Source organism: Streptomyces lasalocidi (assembly GCF_005280215.1).
Lineage (GTDB): Bacteria > Actinomycetota > Actinomycetes > Streptomycetales > Streptomycetaceae > Streptomyces > Streptomyces longwoodensis.
Genome location: NZ_SZNQ01000001.1, coordinates 6,844,841 through 6,858,778, shown reverse-complemented (window position 1 = coordinate 6,858,778; position 13,938 = coordinate 6,844,841). Strand labels below are relative to the sequence as shown.

General features: G+C 75.3%; 12 protein-coding genes, 1 tRNA gene and 1 pseudogene. 8 read left to right on the top strand and 6 right to left on the bottom strand.

Translation table 11 applies throughout. The features are described 5' to 3' along the window. Positions 1-53 precede the first annotated feature (53 nt). Both E4U91_RS30975 and E4U91_RS30970 read right to left on the bottom strand, forming a co-directional pair. Entirely contained in the window at positions 54-626 is a 573-nt protein-coding gene (locus tag E4U91_RS30975; protein WP_137309867.1) for a TetR/AcrR family transcriptional regulator, read from the bottom strand. Between the two features lie 114 nt (positions 627-740). Further along, entirely contained in the window at positions 741-2,252 is a 1,512-nt protein-coding gene (locus tag E4U91_RS30970) for a glycoside hydrolase family 43 protein (protein ID WP_174867882.1), read from the bottom strand. Between the two features lie 295 nt (positions 2,253-2,547). On the opposite strand from E4U91_RS30970, the gene E4U91_RS30965 reads away from it, so the two are divergent. Continuing rightward, positions 2,548-5,163: a SpoIIE family protein phosphatase gene (locus E4U91_RS30965; RefSeq protein WP_137309866.1), complete on the top strand. Its 2,616-nt coding sequence runs from the start codon at positions 2,548-2,550 to the stop codon at positions 5,161-5,163. 92 nt (positions 5,164-5,255) lie between these two features. After that, positions 5,256-5,969, top strand: a complete 714-nt coding sequence (locus E4U91_RS30960) for an SDR family NAD(P)-dependent oxidoreductase (RefSeq protein WP_137309865.1) — start codon at positions 5,256-5,258, stop codon at positions 5,967-5,969. 96 nt (positions 5,970-6,065) lie between these two features. Here E4U91_RS30960 and E4U91_RS30955 read toward each other — a convergent pair. Then, positions 6,066-6,139 (bottom strand) — tRNA-Pro (locus E4U91_RS30955). A gap of 99 nt (positions 6,140-6,238) precedes the next feature. Between E4U91_RS30955 and E4U91_RS30950 the strand changes: the two genes are divergently transcribed. Both E4U91_RS30950 and cobF read left to right on the top strand, forming a co-directional pair. Continuing rightward, positions 6,239-6,748 carry a DUF309 domain-containing protein gene (locus E4U91_RS30950; RefSeq protein ID WP_137309864.1) on the top strand — a complete coding sequence of 170 codons (510 nt, stop codon included), beginning with the start codon at positions 6,239-6,241 and terminating at the stop codon, positions 6,746-6,748. A gap of 75 nt (positions 6,749-6,823) precedes the next feature. Continuing rightward, positions 6,824-7,597: a precorrin-6A synthase (deacetylating) gene (gene cobF, locus E4U91_RS30945; RefSeq protein ID WP_137309863.1), complete on the top strand. Its 774-nt coding sequence runs from the start codon at positions 6,824-6,826 to the stop codon at positions 7,595-7,597. Positions 7,598-7,621: 24 nt separating this feature from the next. Here cobF and E4U91_RS30940 read toward each other — a convergent pair whose 3' ends face one another. After that, on the bottom strand, positions 7,622-8,368 hold the full coding sequence (locus E4U91_RS30940; RefSeq protein ID WP_137309862.1) for a cobalt-precorrin-6A reductase: 747 nt from the start codon (positions 8,366-8,368) through the stop codon (positions 7,622-7,624). Positions 8,369-8,546: 178 nt separating this feature from the next. Here E4U91_RS30940 and E4U91_RS30935 point away from each other — a divergent pair, with 178 nt between their 5' ends. After that, positions 8,547-9,443 (top strand): methylenetetrahydrofolate reductase, encoded by an 897-nt coding sequence (locus E4U91_RS30935; RefSeq protein ID WP_137309861.1) that lies wholly within the window; start codon positions 8,547-8,549, stop codon positions 9,441-9,443. A gap of 59 nt (positions 9,444-9,502) precedes the next feature. Then, a pseudogene (locus E4U91_RS30930) lies at positions 9,503-10,321 on the top strand (phosphotransferase); the annotation flags it as partial. Positions 10,322-10,348: 27 nt separating this feature from the next. Here the strand turns inward: E4U91_RS30930 and E4U91_RS30925 are convergent. Next, positions 10,349-11,122: a sulfite exporter TauE/SafE family protein gene (locus E4U91_RS30925; protein WP_137309860.1), complete on the bottom strand. Its 774-nt coding sequence runs from the start codon at positions 11,120-11,122 to the stop codon at positions 10,349-10,351. A 291-nt stretch (positions 11,123-11,413) separates the two neighbouring features. Here E4U91_RS30925 and E4U91_RS30920 point away from each other — a divergent pair, with 291 nt between their 5' ends. Further along, positions 11,414-12,241, top strand: coding sequence for a class I SAM-dependent methyltransferase (locus tag E4U91_RS30920; protein ID WP_137309859.1), 828 nt, complete (start codon positions 11,414-11,416; stop codon positions 12,239-12,241). 18 nt (positions 12,242-12,259) lie between these two features. Here the strand turns inward: E4U91_RS30920 and E4U91_RS30915 are convergent, their stop codons facing one another. Further along, a complete protein-coding gene (locus tag E4U91_RS30915; protein WP_137309858.1) occupies positions 12,260-13,447 on the bottom strand; it encodes a thiolase family protein in 1,188 nt (395 codons plus the stop codon). Between the two features lie 185 nt (positions 13,448-13,632). On the opposite strand from E4U91_RS30915, the gene E4U91_RS30910 reads away from it, so the two are divergent. Then, the gene (locus E4U91_RS30910) at positions 13,633-13,902 is read left to right on the top strand and encodes a WhiB family transcriptional regulator (protein WP_137309857.1); all 270 of its coding nucleotides are present in this window, start codon (positions 13,633-13,635) and stop codon (positions 13,900-13,902) included. The last annotated feature ends 36 nt before the right edge of the window (positions 13,903-13,938 follow it).

Sequence of the window (13,938 nt, the reverse complement as noted above, 5' to 3'; positions counted from 1 at the left end):
AAGGGGGCGCGGCGCAGTAGGGCCCAGGTCTCCCGGAAACCGGGGTCGGGTCGTCAGGACGAGACGGCGTGCACGATCAGCGAGGCCAGCTGTTCGTACGCCTCGGCGTCGCTCAGCCCGGTGCGCGCCTGGAGCTCGCCCTGCTGGATCTGCCGCATGGTGGCCGCGGCGACCTCGCCCACGAACGCGGTGTGCACGTCCCGGAAGGCGCCGTCCGAGACGCCCTCGGCGATCAGCCGCCGCACCCGCTCCGCCGCCATGCGCGTGTTGGCCTCGTACACCTCGCGCGCGGGCGGGAAGTCCGCCACGTCGTCCAGGAAACGGCGCGAGAGCGGCCGCAGCTGCTCGGCGACGGCGGTCAGGTAGGCACGCACCCGGTCGGACGGGTCGGCGGTCTGGGCGACCCGCTTCTCCACCGCCTCCGTGGCCCCCCGGAAGTAGTGCTTGACCGCCTCGACGACCAGGCCCTGCTTGCTGCGGGCGAGCTGGTACAGGGTCGTCTTGGAGCAGCGCAGCCGTTCGGCGAGGTCGTCGAGGGTGAGGTCGGAGAAGCCCTGGGCCGTCAGCAGTGCCACGAGTCGTTCCAGCAGGTCGGCCTGGCGGGCGGTACGGCGGGGGGACGGCATGGTCCCAGCCTATCGGCGCCCGGAAGCACCGCGGATCGTGGCCCCGGCGGCGCCTGGCCGCCCGCGGGCCCCCGCGACGTGCGCCTCGCCTGCGCGCGGACGTTGCCGCACCGGTCAGTCGTCGAGCGGCTCGTAGTCGAACCAGTCGACGTGCAGGGAGCCGGTCGCGGCGTACACGCCGAGGACGCGGCCGGTGAAGCCGCCGGCGACCTCCGTGGACAGGTACCGGCCGTCGAGGGAGGCCAGGGCGGCGAAGGTGCCGTCGGGTTCCTCCACGCCGAGCGTCACGGTGTCGGGGCCGGTGCGCGGGTCGGTGAGGTCGCGGGAGGCGGCCACCTCCACGCGCAGGACCACCGGTCCGGGCGGCACGGGCCGGGTCGCCACCACCGTGCCCAGCGGGCCGATGCGGGCCCGCACGCACACCTCGCCGGACGTGGCCTCGACGGCGTAGTGGTGCTGTTCGTCGAGGCGTACGGCCAGGCCGCCGTCGCCGTCCGCGAGGTCGACCAGGACGCGGGCCCGGCAGGACGGGTGCTGCTGGCGGCGGCCGACGAAGGTCACGTCGGTGGCGTCGAGCGAGCCGCCGCGGGCGCGCAGGGTGAGCCACCCGGGTCGTGCCCCGGTGGTGCAGTCCTCCGGCGGGCGGTGCCGCAGGGACACCCAGTGCGGGGCCAGTTCGGCGCGGTCGAAGTCGTCCCGGACGGGGAGGGCGGGACCCGGCCGCAGCGGCCACGGGGGCGCCGGTGCCTCCGGTGCCATCTCGCCGACCACCGGCCAGCCGTCCACCCAGTCGACGGGCGCCAGGAACGTCTCCCGGCCGAGGACGTGCCACCCGGGGGTTCCGCCGCCCGGCCGGACCCCGAGCAGCACCATCCACCACGAGCCGTCCGGGCCCTGGACCAGGTCGGCGTGGCCGGTGTTCTGGACGGGGTGGTCGGTGCCGCGGTGGGTGAGGACCGGGTTGGCCGGGCACGGCTCGAACGGTCCGTCGGGGGTGCGGCTGCGGGCCACGGAGACGCCGTGGCCGCGTTCGGTGCCGCCCTGGGCGATCAGCAGGTACCAGTGGTCGCCGATCCGGTACAGGTGCGGCGCCTCCGGGGCCTTGGCACCGGGCGTCCCGGACCAGATGTGCCGGAAGGGCCCGAGCGTCCGCCCGGTGTGCGGGTCGAGCCGGACCTGCCCCACGCCGGCGACGGTGCACCAGCAGGTGCCGTCGTCGTCCCAGGCGAGGTCGGGATCGATGCCGGGGACGCCGGGCAGCGGGACCGGGTCGGACCAGGGGCCCGCCGGGTCGGTGGCGGTGACCAGCAGGTTGCCGCCGCCGCTGACATTGGTGACGACCAGCCAGAAGCGGCCGTCGTGGTGGCGCAGGGTCGGCGCGTAGACGCCGCCGGAGGAGGGCGCGTCCGGCGGTAGCCGCAGCTGGCCGGGCCGGTCGAGGACGTTGCCGATCTGGGTCCAGTGCACCAGGTCCCGGCTGTGGAGGAGGGGCACGCCGGGGAAGTACTCGAAACTGGAACAGGCGAGGTAGTAGTCCTCGCCCACCCGGCAGACGCTCGGATCGGGGAAGAAGCCGGGGATCACGGGATTGGTGATGGTGGCGCCCGTCGCGGGCCTGCTCGACACCCTGATCGAGTCCTCTCGCTGGTCGGCACGTGCCCTGTCCGGCACCAGGGTCCGTGGGCGGCGGGCGGCTTGGCAAGATCGCGTCGCCGGGTTTCGTCGCCGGGTGCCGTCCGCGGCCGGGGCCCCGCCCCTGGACCGGGTCGCGGCACCGGGTGACCGCACCGGATCGCAGCACCGGATCGCGGCACCGGGTCACCGCACCGGACCGCAGCGCCGGGTCACCGCACCGGATCGCAGCACCGGGTCACCGCACCGGTGAGTTAGATCCGCGCCGCACGGCGGGATGGATAGCGTCATGGATCGTTCCCGTCCGCCCGCCGTCCTCTTCCGGTGCTTCCCCGCGGAGGCACGCAGCGTGCCGCTGGCCCGGCGGTTCGTGCGGTCGGCGCTGCGTGCGGACGCGCCGGAGGTGGTGGACACCGCCGAGCTGCTCACCAGCGAGCTGGTGACCAACGCGGTGCTGCACGCGCGTACCGAGGTCGAGGTGCGCGTCTGGGCGCACGAGGGACACGTACGGGTGCGCGTGGACGACAGCCGGCCGGACCGCCCGCTCGTGCCGCGGGAGCCGAGGCCCTACGCCGGTGCCGGACGGGGCCTCGCCGTGGTCGAGGAACTGGCGTCCAGCCACGGCGCCCACCCGGGCGAGGGCCGCAAGACGGTCTGGTTCGAGCTGTGGCCAAAGGCCCCGGCGCCCCCGACGTCCGGGTGGGAGTCCGCGCCGATCCGGGGCCGGACCGCGACCGTGAAGCTGGTCGACGTGCCCCGCGTGCTGTTCCGCGCGGCGCAGCAGCACGGGGACGACATGCTGCGCGAGCTGGCCCTCACCTCCGGCATCGAGGACCGCGCCGGGGTGTCGCGGGCCGAGCTGCTGGCCGCCGCCGACGTGGCCGGCGTCCTCAACGCGTGCACGGCGTCCGCGCTGGAGGAGACGGTCACCGGCGGCGCCACGGTGACCCTGGACATGGCGTTCCCGTTGGACGTCGCGCCGGCCGTGGACACGTTGCGGCACGTGCTCGAGCACGGCGACGCGGCGGCGCAGCTGGGCGCCCTGCTGACCCTCCCGGCGCCGCCGCACGTGCGGGGCCACCACCAGTGGGTGCTCGACGAGCTGGTCACCCAGCTCTCCGGGGGCACACCCACCGCGTGGACCCTGCTGCCCGGTGTGCCGGACGCCGCCTCGGCCGAACTGGCGCCGTGGGACGCCGGCGACCTGGAGGACAGCGGTGTCCCGACGGTCGCGGCCGACGACGCCGGCCGGATCATCGCGGCGAACGCCGCCCTGGGCGACCTGCTCGGCTGGCAGACCGACGAACTGATCGGCCGGCCGCTGACGGTGGTGATTCCCGAACACCTGCGCGAGCGCCATCGGGCCGGGTTCACCGCGCTCCAGCTGACCGGCCGGTCCCGCATCATGGGCCGGTCCATCCCGCTGCCGGCGCTGCACCGCGACGGCAGCCTGGTCCCCGTGCGCCTGCACGTGCAGAGTCAGGAAGCGGTCGACGGCCGCACGGTGCACGTCGGCCAGTTCATGCCCCGGGCCACGGCTCCCGGGGAGGAGCGGCCGGTGCCGCCCCCCGGTACCGGGCCCTCCCTACGGCTGCACACCGGTCCGGTGGCGGCGCCGCTGGCCGGCGGGGCGGAGGCGGCGCGGGCCTGGGAGCGGCTGAGCCTGCTGGCCGACACCACCAGCGCGCTGTCGAGCACCCTCGACCTGCGCGAGGGGCTCCGCCGGGTGTGCCACGTCCTCACCCAGCGGCTGGCCGACTGGTGCGTGGTCGACCTGCTCGACGAGTACGGCGACGCCGAGCGGATCTGCGTCGTGCACCGTGAGCCGCAGGCCCTCAGTGCCGGGGTGGACCTCGGCAGGCTGCCCCCGGTGTCCGAGAACGCCCGGGGACCGCTGGCCCGGGTGCTGAACGGCGCCGGACCCCTGCTGATCACCGACGTCCCCACGCCGGACCAGGCGGAGAGCGCCCTGGACGCCCGGCAGCTGGAGCTGTTCCAGCAGCTCGGCGCCGGCAGCACGATCATGGCCCCGCTGCGGGCCCGCCGCGAGGTGCTGGGCGCCCTGATCGTCGTCCGCACCGGCCAGGACGCCCCCTTCACCGAGCAGGACGCGCTCCTGGTCGCCGACCTCGTCCAGGGCATCTCGCTGAGCGTCGACAACGCGCGTCTGCACCAGCACACCCGTACCGCGGCCGAACGCCTCCAGCGCTCCCTGCTGCCCCGCCTCCCGCACATCCCGTCGATGGAGATCACCGCCCGCTACGCCCCGTCCAGTACGACCGCCCAGGTCGGCGGCGACTGGTTCGACGCCTTCACCCTGCCGGACGGCGACACGGCCCTGGTCATCGGGGACGTGTCCGGGCACGACCTGAACGCCGCCGTGACGATGAGCCAGCTGCGCAACATGCTCCGCGGCATCGCCGTCGACCTCCAGGACCGGCCCTCGGAGGTGCTGGGCCGCCTCGACCTCGCCACCCTCACCCTCTACCCGCACTCCACCGCGACCTGCGCCTACGCCGTCGTCACCGGCCCCCGCGACGGCCCGTGGGAGGTGCACCACTCCTCCGCGGGACACCTCCCCCTGCTGCTGACCTGTCCCAACGGCGACACCCGCTACCTGGACACCGCCTCCGGTCTCCTCATCGGCGTGGACAGCGGCTTCCCGAGGCCCACCGCCCGTGACGCCCTGCCGGCCCACTCCACCCTCCTGATGTTCACCGACGGCCTGATCGAACGCCCGGGGGAATCCCTCAGCGACTCGATGACCCGTCTGCGCCGGCACACCGCGGCCCTCGCCCGGGCGCCCCTCGACGTCTTCTGCGACGAGCTGATCCTCGGCCTGGGCGCCGGCAGCACCGACGACATCGCCCTCCTCGCCCTGCGCCCCACCCCGCCCGGTCCCTGAGGGGAACGGGGGGACGGGAGAAGCGAGAGAAGCGAGAGAATTGAGAGAACCGACAGAACCGAGAGAACCCAGAGAAAGCGGAGAACGCGGCCATGGCGCTCATCCTGGTGACCGGCGCCTCCACCGGCCTCGGCCGTGACACGGCACAGGCCCTGGCGGGCGAGGGGCACGACGTGGTCGTCCACGTCCGCAACCGGGCCCGGCTCGGCGACACGGCGGATCCCGGCCGGTGGGCGGGCGTGGTCGTCGGCGACCTCTCCGTGCCGGACCAGATCGAGGACGCCGCCCGCCAGGCCGCCGCGTTCGGCCGCTTCGACGTCGTCGTCCACAACGCCGGTGTCCTGAGCGGCCCCGAGACGGTCACCGTGAACACGGTCGCGCCGTACGTCCTGACCGCCCTGCTGGAGAAGCCGTCCCGGTTGATCCACCTCAGCAGCGGCATGCACCGCTCCGGCTCCACCGACCTGCGACGGCTGACGCGGGGCACGGCCTCCTACAGCGACACCAAGCTGTGGGTCACCGCCCTGTCGCAGGCGTGCGCGTCCCGCTGGCCGGGGACGACCAGCCACGCGGTCGACCCGGGCTGGGTGCCCACGCGCATGGGCGGCGCGGGCGCGCCGGACGACCTGGTCGCCGGACACCGCACCCAGGTCTGGCTGGCCACCCACCCCGACGTGACCCCCGCGACCGGCGGCTACTGGTACCACCGGCGGACCCGGGACCCGCATCCCGCGGCCCTCGACGAGGAGTTCCAGGACCGCCTGCTGCACGCGCTGGAGCACCACACGGGCGTGCCGCTCGGCTGAACGCGACGCGGTCAGGGACCCGGGCCGGCCCACCGGCCGGCCGGGCATGCAGAAAGGGCCCCCACGGGCTGCTGCCCGCGAAGACCCTTCGCACCGTCGGGACGACAGGATTTGAACCTGCGACCCCTTGACCCCCAGTCAAGTGCGCTACCAAGCTGCGCCACGTCCCGGTGCGCTTCCGCGGCCGGAGCCGCGTGATCGCGCGTACCGAACTCTACCCCACACCGGGCGGTGCGCCGAAAGGGGCCGCCGGGCGGGACAATCGCCGTATGAGCAGCACGAGGGCGACGGACGGCGACGCACGGGACCGGGACCAGGAGGGCCGGGCGCGCAGCGCGCGGCCCCGGGACGGGCTGGGGCGGCCCCTGCCGTACGGCGCGCCCGGGGTGGAGCGGCAGCCGGAGGGCGTGGTGCGCACCCCGGAACAGACGGTCGCCGAGGCGCAGGAACTGCTCGCGGCGGGCAAGCCGTTCCACGCGCACGAGGTCTTCGAGGACGCCTGGAAGTCGGGCCCGCAGGAAGAGCGGGCGCTGTGGCGCGGCCTCGCCCAGCTGGCCGTGGGCCTCACGCACGCGGCCCGCGGCAACCGCACCGGCGGGGCCCGGCTGCTGCGCCGGGGCGCCGGGGCGGCCGAGGAGTGGGCGGCGCAGGACGGGGACGCGCGTCCGCACGGGATCGACCTGCCCGGCGTGATCGCCTGGGCGCGGGCGCTGGCGAGCGAGGTCGAGCGCACGGACGCCCCCGTGGACGCCCGGGCCCGGGCGCCCCACCTGCGCTGACCCGCCCCGGCCCGCTTCCCGCGCGCGTGCGGGACCGGTGCGGTCACGGTCGGTGCCGTACGGCAGACTCGGTGCGTGCGAACCATTCATGTCATCGGCATCGGCGCGGGCGACCCGGACCAGCTGACCCTCCAGGCCGTCAGGGCGCTGCGCGACACGGACGTGTTCTTCGTCCTGGACAAGGGCGAGGTGAAGAGCGACCTCACCCAGGTGCGCCGGGACATGCTCACGACGCACGTGCCGGAGGGCACGTACCGGGTGGTGGAGGCCCGGGACCCGGAGCGCGACCGCACCGCGGGCGACTCGGCGTACTCCCCGGCCGTCGGGGACTGGCGCAGCGCCCGCGCGGACATCTACGAGCGGCTGATCGCCGAGGAGCTGGGCGAGGCGGAGACCGGCGCGTTCCTGGTGTGGGGCGACCCGGCGCTGTACGACAGCACGATCGGCATCCTGGAGGAGGTCCGGCAGCGCGGCACGGTGGACTTCGCGTACGACGTCGTGCCGGGCATCAGCAGTGTCTCGGCGCTCGTCGCCCGGCACCGCACGGGGCTGAACCGCGTGGCGCGGCCGGTGCAGATCACCACCGGGCGGCGGCTTGCGGAGGGCTTCCCGCCGGGCGTGGACGACGTGGTGGTGATGCTGGACGCCCACCAGGCCTTCCGGCGGTACGCCGACGAGGACATGGACATCTACTGGGGGGCGTACATCGGCACGCCGGACGAGATCCTGGTCGCCGGTCCGCTCGCCGAGGCCGCGCCCCGCATCGAGCGGCTGCGCGCGGAGGCCCGGGAGCGCAAGGGCTGGATCATGGACACGTACCTGCTGCGCCGCAACCCGGAACGCCCGTAGGGGCGCCCGCCGCGGGCCGTCCGGTCACCGCGCGGCGAAGCCCAGTCGCTCCAGGGCGCCGGCCACGTCCGGTACGGCGGTCACGCCGTCCGGGAGGGCGGGGCGGCGGACGACCACGACGGGCAGGCCCAGGGTGCGGGCGGCCGCCAGCTTGGGGGACGTGGCGGCTCCGCCGCTGTCCTTGGTGACCAGGACGTCCACGCGGTGGGTGCGCAGCAGGGCCAGTTCGTCGGCGAGGGTGAAGGGACCGCGCGCGAGGACGAGCCGGGTGTCCGCGGGGAGCGGCGGCTCGGGCGGCTCGACCGAGCGGACGACGAAGTGCACGTCCCTGACGTGGGCGAACGTGGCCAGGCCCAGGCGTCCCGTGGTCAGGAGGGCGCGCCGGCCCAGGGACGGCAGCAGCGCGGCCGCCGCCTCCAGGGAGGGGACGTCGTGCCAGCGGTCGCCGGGGCCGGGCGACCAGCCGGGGCGGCGCAGCGCCACCAGCGGGATCCCGGTGGCCGCCGCGGCGCGGGCCGCGTTCGCGGTGATGCCCGCGGCGAAGGGGTGCGTGGCGTCCACGACGGCGGCCACGTCCTGGTCGCGGATCCACGCGGCCAGCCCCCGAGCACCGCCGAACCCCCCGGTGCGCACCTCCCCGTCGAGCGCCCCCGGCCGGGACACCCGGCCCGCCAGCGAGGTGGTGACACGGACGCCCGGCCGGGCCGCGAGGACGGCGGCCAGCTCACGGGCCTCGGTGGTGCCGCCGAGGATCAGGACGTGCGGGGACATGGCGCCGAGCCTAGGGGGTGCCCTTCGGTGCCTCGGGGGTGGCCCGGGTCACCGGACGCGGGGGAAGGGCCGTGCGCGGCCGGTTGTTAACCTGTGCGCCGCGGTCCGGCGGCGAAGCCGGACCGTGGTCACGGCCGCACGTACACGACACGACACGAGGGACGGGAAGCGCACATCGATGGACGTCGTCGCCCCTCTCCCCCGCCCGGCCGCCGGTGACCTGCTGGACGGCTTCTCCCTGGAGATGACCGGCAAGGACGTGGCCGCGCTGGAGGCGGCCCGCCCCGCGATCCCGGACGGCACCCGCGTCAACGTCACCTTCCTCGGCACCGAGGACACCGAGCTGCGCCTGGCCGCCGTACGGGCCGTGCGTCGGCTCGGGCTCGTGCCCGTCCCGCACCTGTCCGCGCGCCGGCTGCGCTCCCGCGCGGAACTCGAGGCGTACCTGTCGGCCCTGCGGGACGCCGACGCGGCCGACCACGTCTTCGTCGTCGGCGGCGACCCGACCGTCCCGCTCGGCCCGTACGACGACGCGCTCGCCGTCCTGCGCTCGGGGCTGCTGCAGGAGTACGGCGTGCGGCACGTCGGCGTCAGCGGCTACCCGGAGGGCCACCCGGCGATCAGCGAGCCGGCGCTGTGGTCGGCGATCGAGGACAAGGCCGCCGTCCTGCGCGAGGAGGGCCTCGCCGGCAGCGTGATCACCCAGTTCGGCTTCGACACCGAGCCGGTGCTCGCCTGGCTGGAGGCCGTCCGCGCGCGGGGCGTGGACCTGCCGGTGCGGGTCGGCGTGCCGGGCCCGGCCGGGATACGGCGGCTGCTGCGGTACGCGGCGCGCTTCGGCGTCGGCACCAGCGCGGGCATCGCCAAGAAGTACGGCTTCTCGCTCACCAACCTGATGGGCACGGCCGGCCCGGACCGGTTCGTGCACACCCTGGCCGAGCGCCACGACCCCGGCCGCCACGGTGAACTGGGCCTGCACTTCTACACGTTCGGCGGCGTCGGGGCCACGTCCGACTGGGCCGCCGCCTTCCGCACGGGCACCCACGTCCCGGCACCGGCCCCCGCGACCGCCTGAGGCGCGGCAGGTCCGGAGGGCAGTCCGAGAGGAATCCAAGAAGAGGGGGGCGGACGGGCGTGGAGGCCGCGGAGGGACGGCGCGCGGTGGCCGCGGCCCGGGCGGCCGCCGTGTCGTGTGGGCTCACGGTGGAGGACGCGGCCGTCCTGCACGACTCGAACAAGCTCACGCTGCGGCTGCTGCCGTGCGACGTGCTGGCGCGGGTGGCGCCCGAGGCGCAGCAGGTCGCCCGGTTCGAGGTCGACCTCGCGGAGCGGCTCGCGGCGTCGGGCTGTCCGGTCGCCGTGCCCGACCCCCGGGTGGGGCCGCGGGTCCTCGGGCGGGACGGCTTCGTGGTCACGCTGTGGACGTACTACGCGCCCGTGGCGCCGGACGGGGTCGCACCGGGCGACTACGCCCACGCGCTGGAACGGCTGCACCTGGGCATGCGCACGCTCGACGTGCCGGTGCCGCACTTCACGGACCGGGTCGCGCAGGCGCAGCGCCTCGTGGCGGACCGCGACCGCACCCCGGCCCTCGCCGACGCCGACCGGGCGCTGCTCGCCGGCACGCTGCGCGACCTGCGGCGCACCATCGTCGAGCACGGCGGCGCCGAGCAGTTGCTGCACGGCGAACCGCACCCCGGCAACCTGCTCGCCACCGGGGGCGACCCCCTGTTCGTCGACCTGGAGACGTGTTGCCGCGGACCGGTCGCCTTCGACGTCGCCCACGCCCCCGAGGAGGTCGCCGCGCACTACGGCGGGCTCGACCAGGGCCTGGTGCGCGCCTGCCGGACCCTGGTCCTGGCGATGGTCACGGCATGGCGGTGGGACCGGGACGACCGGTTCCCCGACGGGCACCGCCTGGCCGGGGAGTGGCTGGAGCGCATCCGCGAGGCACGCTCCGACCGACCTGCCCGACGGCCCTCAGCGCAGCAGCAGTTGCAGTCCGCCCACCACCGTGGCGGCGATCACCAGTTGCTCGAACAGCCGTTGGTCGATGCGGTGCACCGCCCACTTGCCGAGGAGCGCGCCGGGGACGACGAACAGGACCAGCGCGGCGTCCAGGAGCAGTGAGCGGCCGTCGATGAGGCCGAGTCCGGCGCTGAAGGGCACCTTGGAGACGTTGACGATGAGGAAGAAGAACGCGGACGTGCCGAGGAAGCCGAGCTTGCGGAAGCCCGCCGACAGCAGGTAGAGCGACATCACCGGGCCGCCCGCGTTGGCGACCATGGTGGTGAAGCCGCCCAGGACGCCGTAGGAGCGGGCCTTGACGCGGCCGGCGCGGGTGACCACGGCGTCGGGGTCGTCGGTCCGCTCGGCCGTGCGGCGCCGCCAGACGGTCACGCCCGCCATCAGCAGCAGGATCGCGCCGATCGAGGTCCGTACGACCGCGTCGTCGGCCCACACCAGGAACAGCGTGCCGACGACCACGCCGGCCGCGACCGCCGGGAACAGCCGCCACAGCGTGGGCCAGTGGGCATGCCGGCGGTAGGTGAGGACGGCGAGGACGTCGCCCGCGATCAGCACCGGCAGCAGCACGCCCGTGGAGGCGCGGGCGGGCAGCACGGCCGCGAAGATCGCGAGGCTGACCGTGTTGGCGCCGCTGACGGCGGTCTTGGAAAAGCCGACGAGCAGGGCCGCGAAGGCCAGGGCGGCGAACTCCCAGCCGGTGATGTGCCACGAGGAGATGATGTTCATGCGGGCACCGATGCTATGCGCACGCATCCACCCGGGTCGCCTCCGTCTCGCCCAGTGGCCCCGTCCCCGGCTCGTCGGGGCCCACCGGGCGGCCGTTCCGGTGCGGAGCGGCGCGCCTCGGCGGTGGGGGCGGCTGCCGGGGGAGGATCGGTGGCGGACGGCCTCGCTCCGGGCCGTCCGCTCCCGCTCCCCCGCGCCTGGAGGCCCGGTGCCGCACTCCCCCGACGACGCCCCGGTTCGACGCCTGTCCCGACGGCGGAACGGCCGTCCCGGCGTGACGGCGGTCGCCCCGTGACCGCCGCCGACGGCGCGAGCGCGCCGGGCGGTGGCCGCTACGGCGAGGCCGTCTTCCGCCCCGACCAGGGCGGCGAGGGCGAGCGCATCGACTTCGGTGCCCTCGCCTACGACGACATCACCGTCGCACGGCTGAAGGCGCTCGGTGTGGGCCCGGGATGGCGCTGCCTGGACGTCGGTGCGGGCACCGGCACCGTGTCCTTGCGCCTGCTCCAGGAGTGCGGGGTGACGAGCGTGGTCGCCGTGGACCGCGACGCACGCTTCCTCACCGCGCGGCGCGTGCCCGGGCTCGACGTCCGCGAGGCCGACGTCACCGCAGCGGGGTTCGTCAGCGGACGGTTCCGGCTCGTCCACGCCCGTTTCCTGCTGATGCACCTGCCCGAGTACCGCCGCATGATCGCGGACCTGGCCGCACTGGTCGAACCGGGCGGCGTCCTGGTCCTCAGCGACGCGGTCGACCTGACCGGCGACCGGACGCCGGCCACGCCGCACACCACGGCGATGACGGCGATGTGGCAAGGGCTGAGGGACACCATCGGCACGGACGTCACGTGGGTGCCGTCCTACCCGCACCTGCTGCGCGAGGCCGGGCTCGGCGCCGTCGCCGCCGAGGTGCACGTACCGCCGCTCGTCCCGGGCTCTGCCCTCAGCCGGTTCTGGGCGGACACCTGGGAGCGGAGCAGGTCGGCCATGCTCGCCACCGGACTGGTCGACACGGCGGCCGTCGACGAGGCGGTCCGCTACCTCGGCTCGCCGGACTGTGCCGCACTGTCGGCCGGGATGCTCACCGCGTGGGGGTGGAAGCCCCAGGAGGCCCGTCCCTGAGCCCGGCGGGTGCGGGGGTCAGTGCCGCTCGACCAGCACCGCGCTGCCCTGGCCCACGCCCACGCACATCGTCGCCAGGCCGCGCTCCGCGCCCGTGCGGCGCATGCGGTGCAGGAGGGTCGTGAGGATGCGGGCGCCGGAGCAGCCCAGCGGGTGGCCGAGGGCGATCGCGCCGCCGGTCGGGTTGACCAGGTCCGGGTCGATGCCGAGCTGGTCGACGCAGGCGAGCGCCTGCGCGGCGAACGCCTCGTTGAACTCGGCCTCCTGGAGGTCGTCGACACCCCACCCGGCGCGGGCCAGCGCCTTGCGGGTCGCCGGGACCGGCCCGATGCCCATGACGTCCGGGTGGACGCCCGCGGAGGCACCGGCCACGTAGCGGCCCAGCGACTCCAGGCCCAGGTCGTTCAGCGCCTCCTCGCTCACCAGGAGCAGGCCCGCGGCACCGTCGTTCATCGGCGAGGCGTTGCCCGCGGTGACCGTGCCGCCCTTGCGGAACACGGGCTTGAGGGACGCCAGTTTCTCGTACGAGGTGTCCTCGCGGATGCCCTCGTCGGCGTCGACGACCACCCCGTCGGGGCGCTTCACGGGCAGGAGTTCGTCGTCGAAGTGACCGTTCTTGCGGGCCTCGGCGGCGAGCCGGTGGCTGCGCAGGGCGAACTCGTCCTGCCGCTCGCGCGGGACGCCGTACCGCTCGGCGACCTCCTCGGCGGTCTCGCCCATGGCCAGCAGGCCGTGCAGGTCCTTCATCGCCGGGTTGACCAGCCGCCAGCCGAGCCGGGTGTCGACGGTCTCGACGCGGTGCGGCAGCGCCTCGTCGGGGCGGGCGAGCACGAACGGGGCGCGGCTCATCGACTCGCTGCCGCCCGCGAGGACGACGTCCGCCTCGCCGGCGGCGATGGTGCGGGCCGCGGTGGTGACGGCCTCCAGGCCGGAGGCGCACAGCCGGTTCACCGTGGCGCCCGGCACGGACTCGGGCAGTCCCGCGAGCAGGGCGGCCATGCGGGCGACGTTGCGGTTGTCCTCGCCCGCCTGGTTGGCGGCGCCCCAGTACACGTCGTCGATGCGGGCGGGGTCGAGCGCGGGGACGTCGGCGACCAGCGCGCGGATCACGCCCGCGGCCAGGTCGTCGGGCCGCACGGACGACAGGGCTCCGCGCAGTCTGCCGATGGGGGTGCGGCGGGCGGCCGCGAAGTGGACGGGGCGCACGACAGGACTCCTACCGACGGTGCCCGGCCCGAGGGCCGGCCGTGATTAATTAGCGCTGCTAGTTTCGGACTATAGACCGCCCACGGGTCCGCTGGGAAGATCCCGGGGCGGCGCGCCCCCCGGTCCGGGAGGGCCATCGCGCACGGATGTGTTTGCACCGGTTGGCCCGGGACACCCGCGCCCGCATGATGTGGTTGACCAAAGCCGCCTGCGTGGGCGAGGACCCCGAGTTGTTCTTCCCCGTGGGCTCGACAGGACCGGCCCTGGAGGACGTCGCCGCCGCCAAGCGGGTCTGCGCGCGGTGCCCGGTGATCGCCGACTGCCTGGCCTACGCCCTGGCCGGCGGACAGACGACGGGCGTCTGGGGCGGCACCGACGAGGCGGAGCGCGCCGACCTGCTGCGCGCCACCGGCGGACGCCGGAGCCGTGCTGCGGCACGGAGAGCCGCTGCCTGAGGGTTCGTCAGGTACGGCTGTCCCGCCCGTCGTCCG

Bases quoted from the DNA above. Each gene is read 5' to 3' on its own strand.
- E4U91_RS30975 (WP_137309867.1), bottom strand. From the start codon at position 626: ATGCCGTCCCCCCGCCGTACCGCCCGCCAGGCCGACCTGCTGGAACGA.
- E4U91_RS30965 (WP_137309866.1), top strand. From the start codon at position 2,548: ATGGATCGTTCCCGTCCGCCCGCCGTCCTCTTCCGGTGCTTCCCCGCG.
- E4U91_RS30960 (WP_137309865.1), top strand. From the start codon at position 5,256: ATGGCGCTCATCCTGGTGACCGGCGCCTCCACCGGCCTCGGCCGTGAC.
- E4U91_RS30950 (WP_137309864.1), top strand. From the start codon at position 6,239: ATGAGCAGCACGAGGGCGACGGACGGCGACGCACGGGACCGGGACCAG.
- E4U91_RS30940 (WP_137309862.1), bottom strand. From the start codon at position 8,368: ATGTCCCCGCACGTCCTGATCCTCGGCGGCACCACCGAGGCCCGTGAG.
- E4U91_RS30935 (WP_137309861.1), top strand. From the start codon at position 8,547: ATGGACGTCGTCGCCCCTCTCCCCCGCCCGGCCGCCGGTGACCTGCTG.
- E4U91_RS30925 (WP_137309860.1), bottom strand. From the start codon at position 11,122: ATGAACATCATCTCCTCGTGGCACATCACCGGCTGGGAGTTCGCCGCC.
- E4U91_RS30910 (WP_137309857.1), top strand. From the start codon at position 13,633: ATGATGTGGTTGACCAAAGCCGCCTGCGTGGGCGAGGACCCCGAGTTG.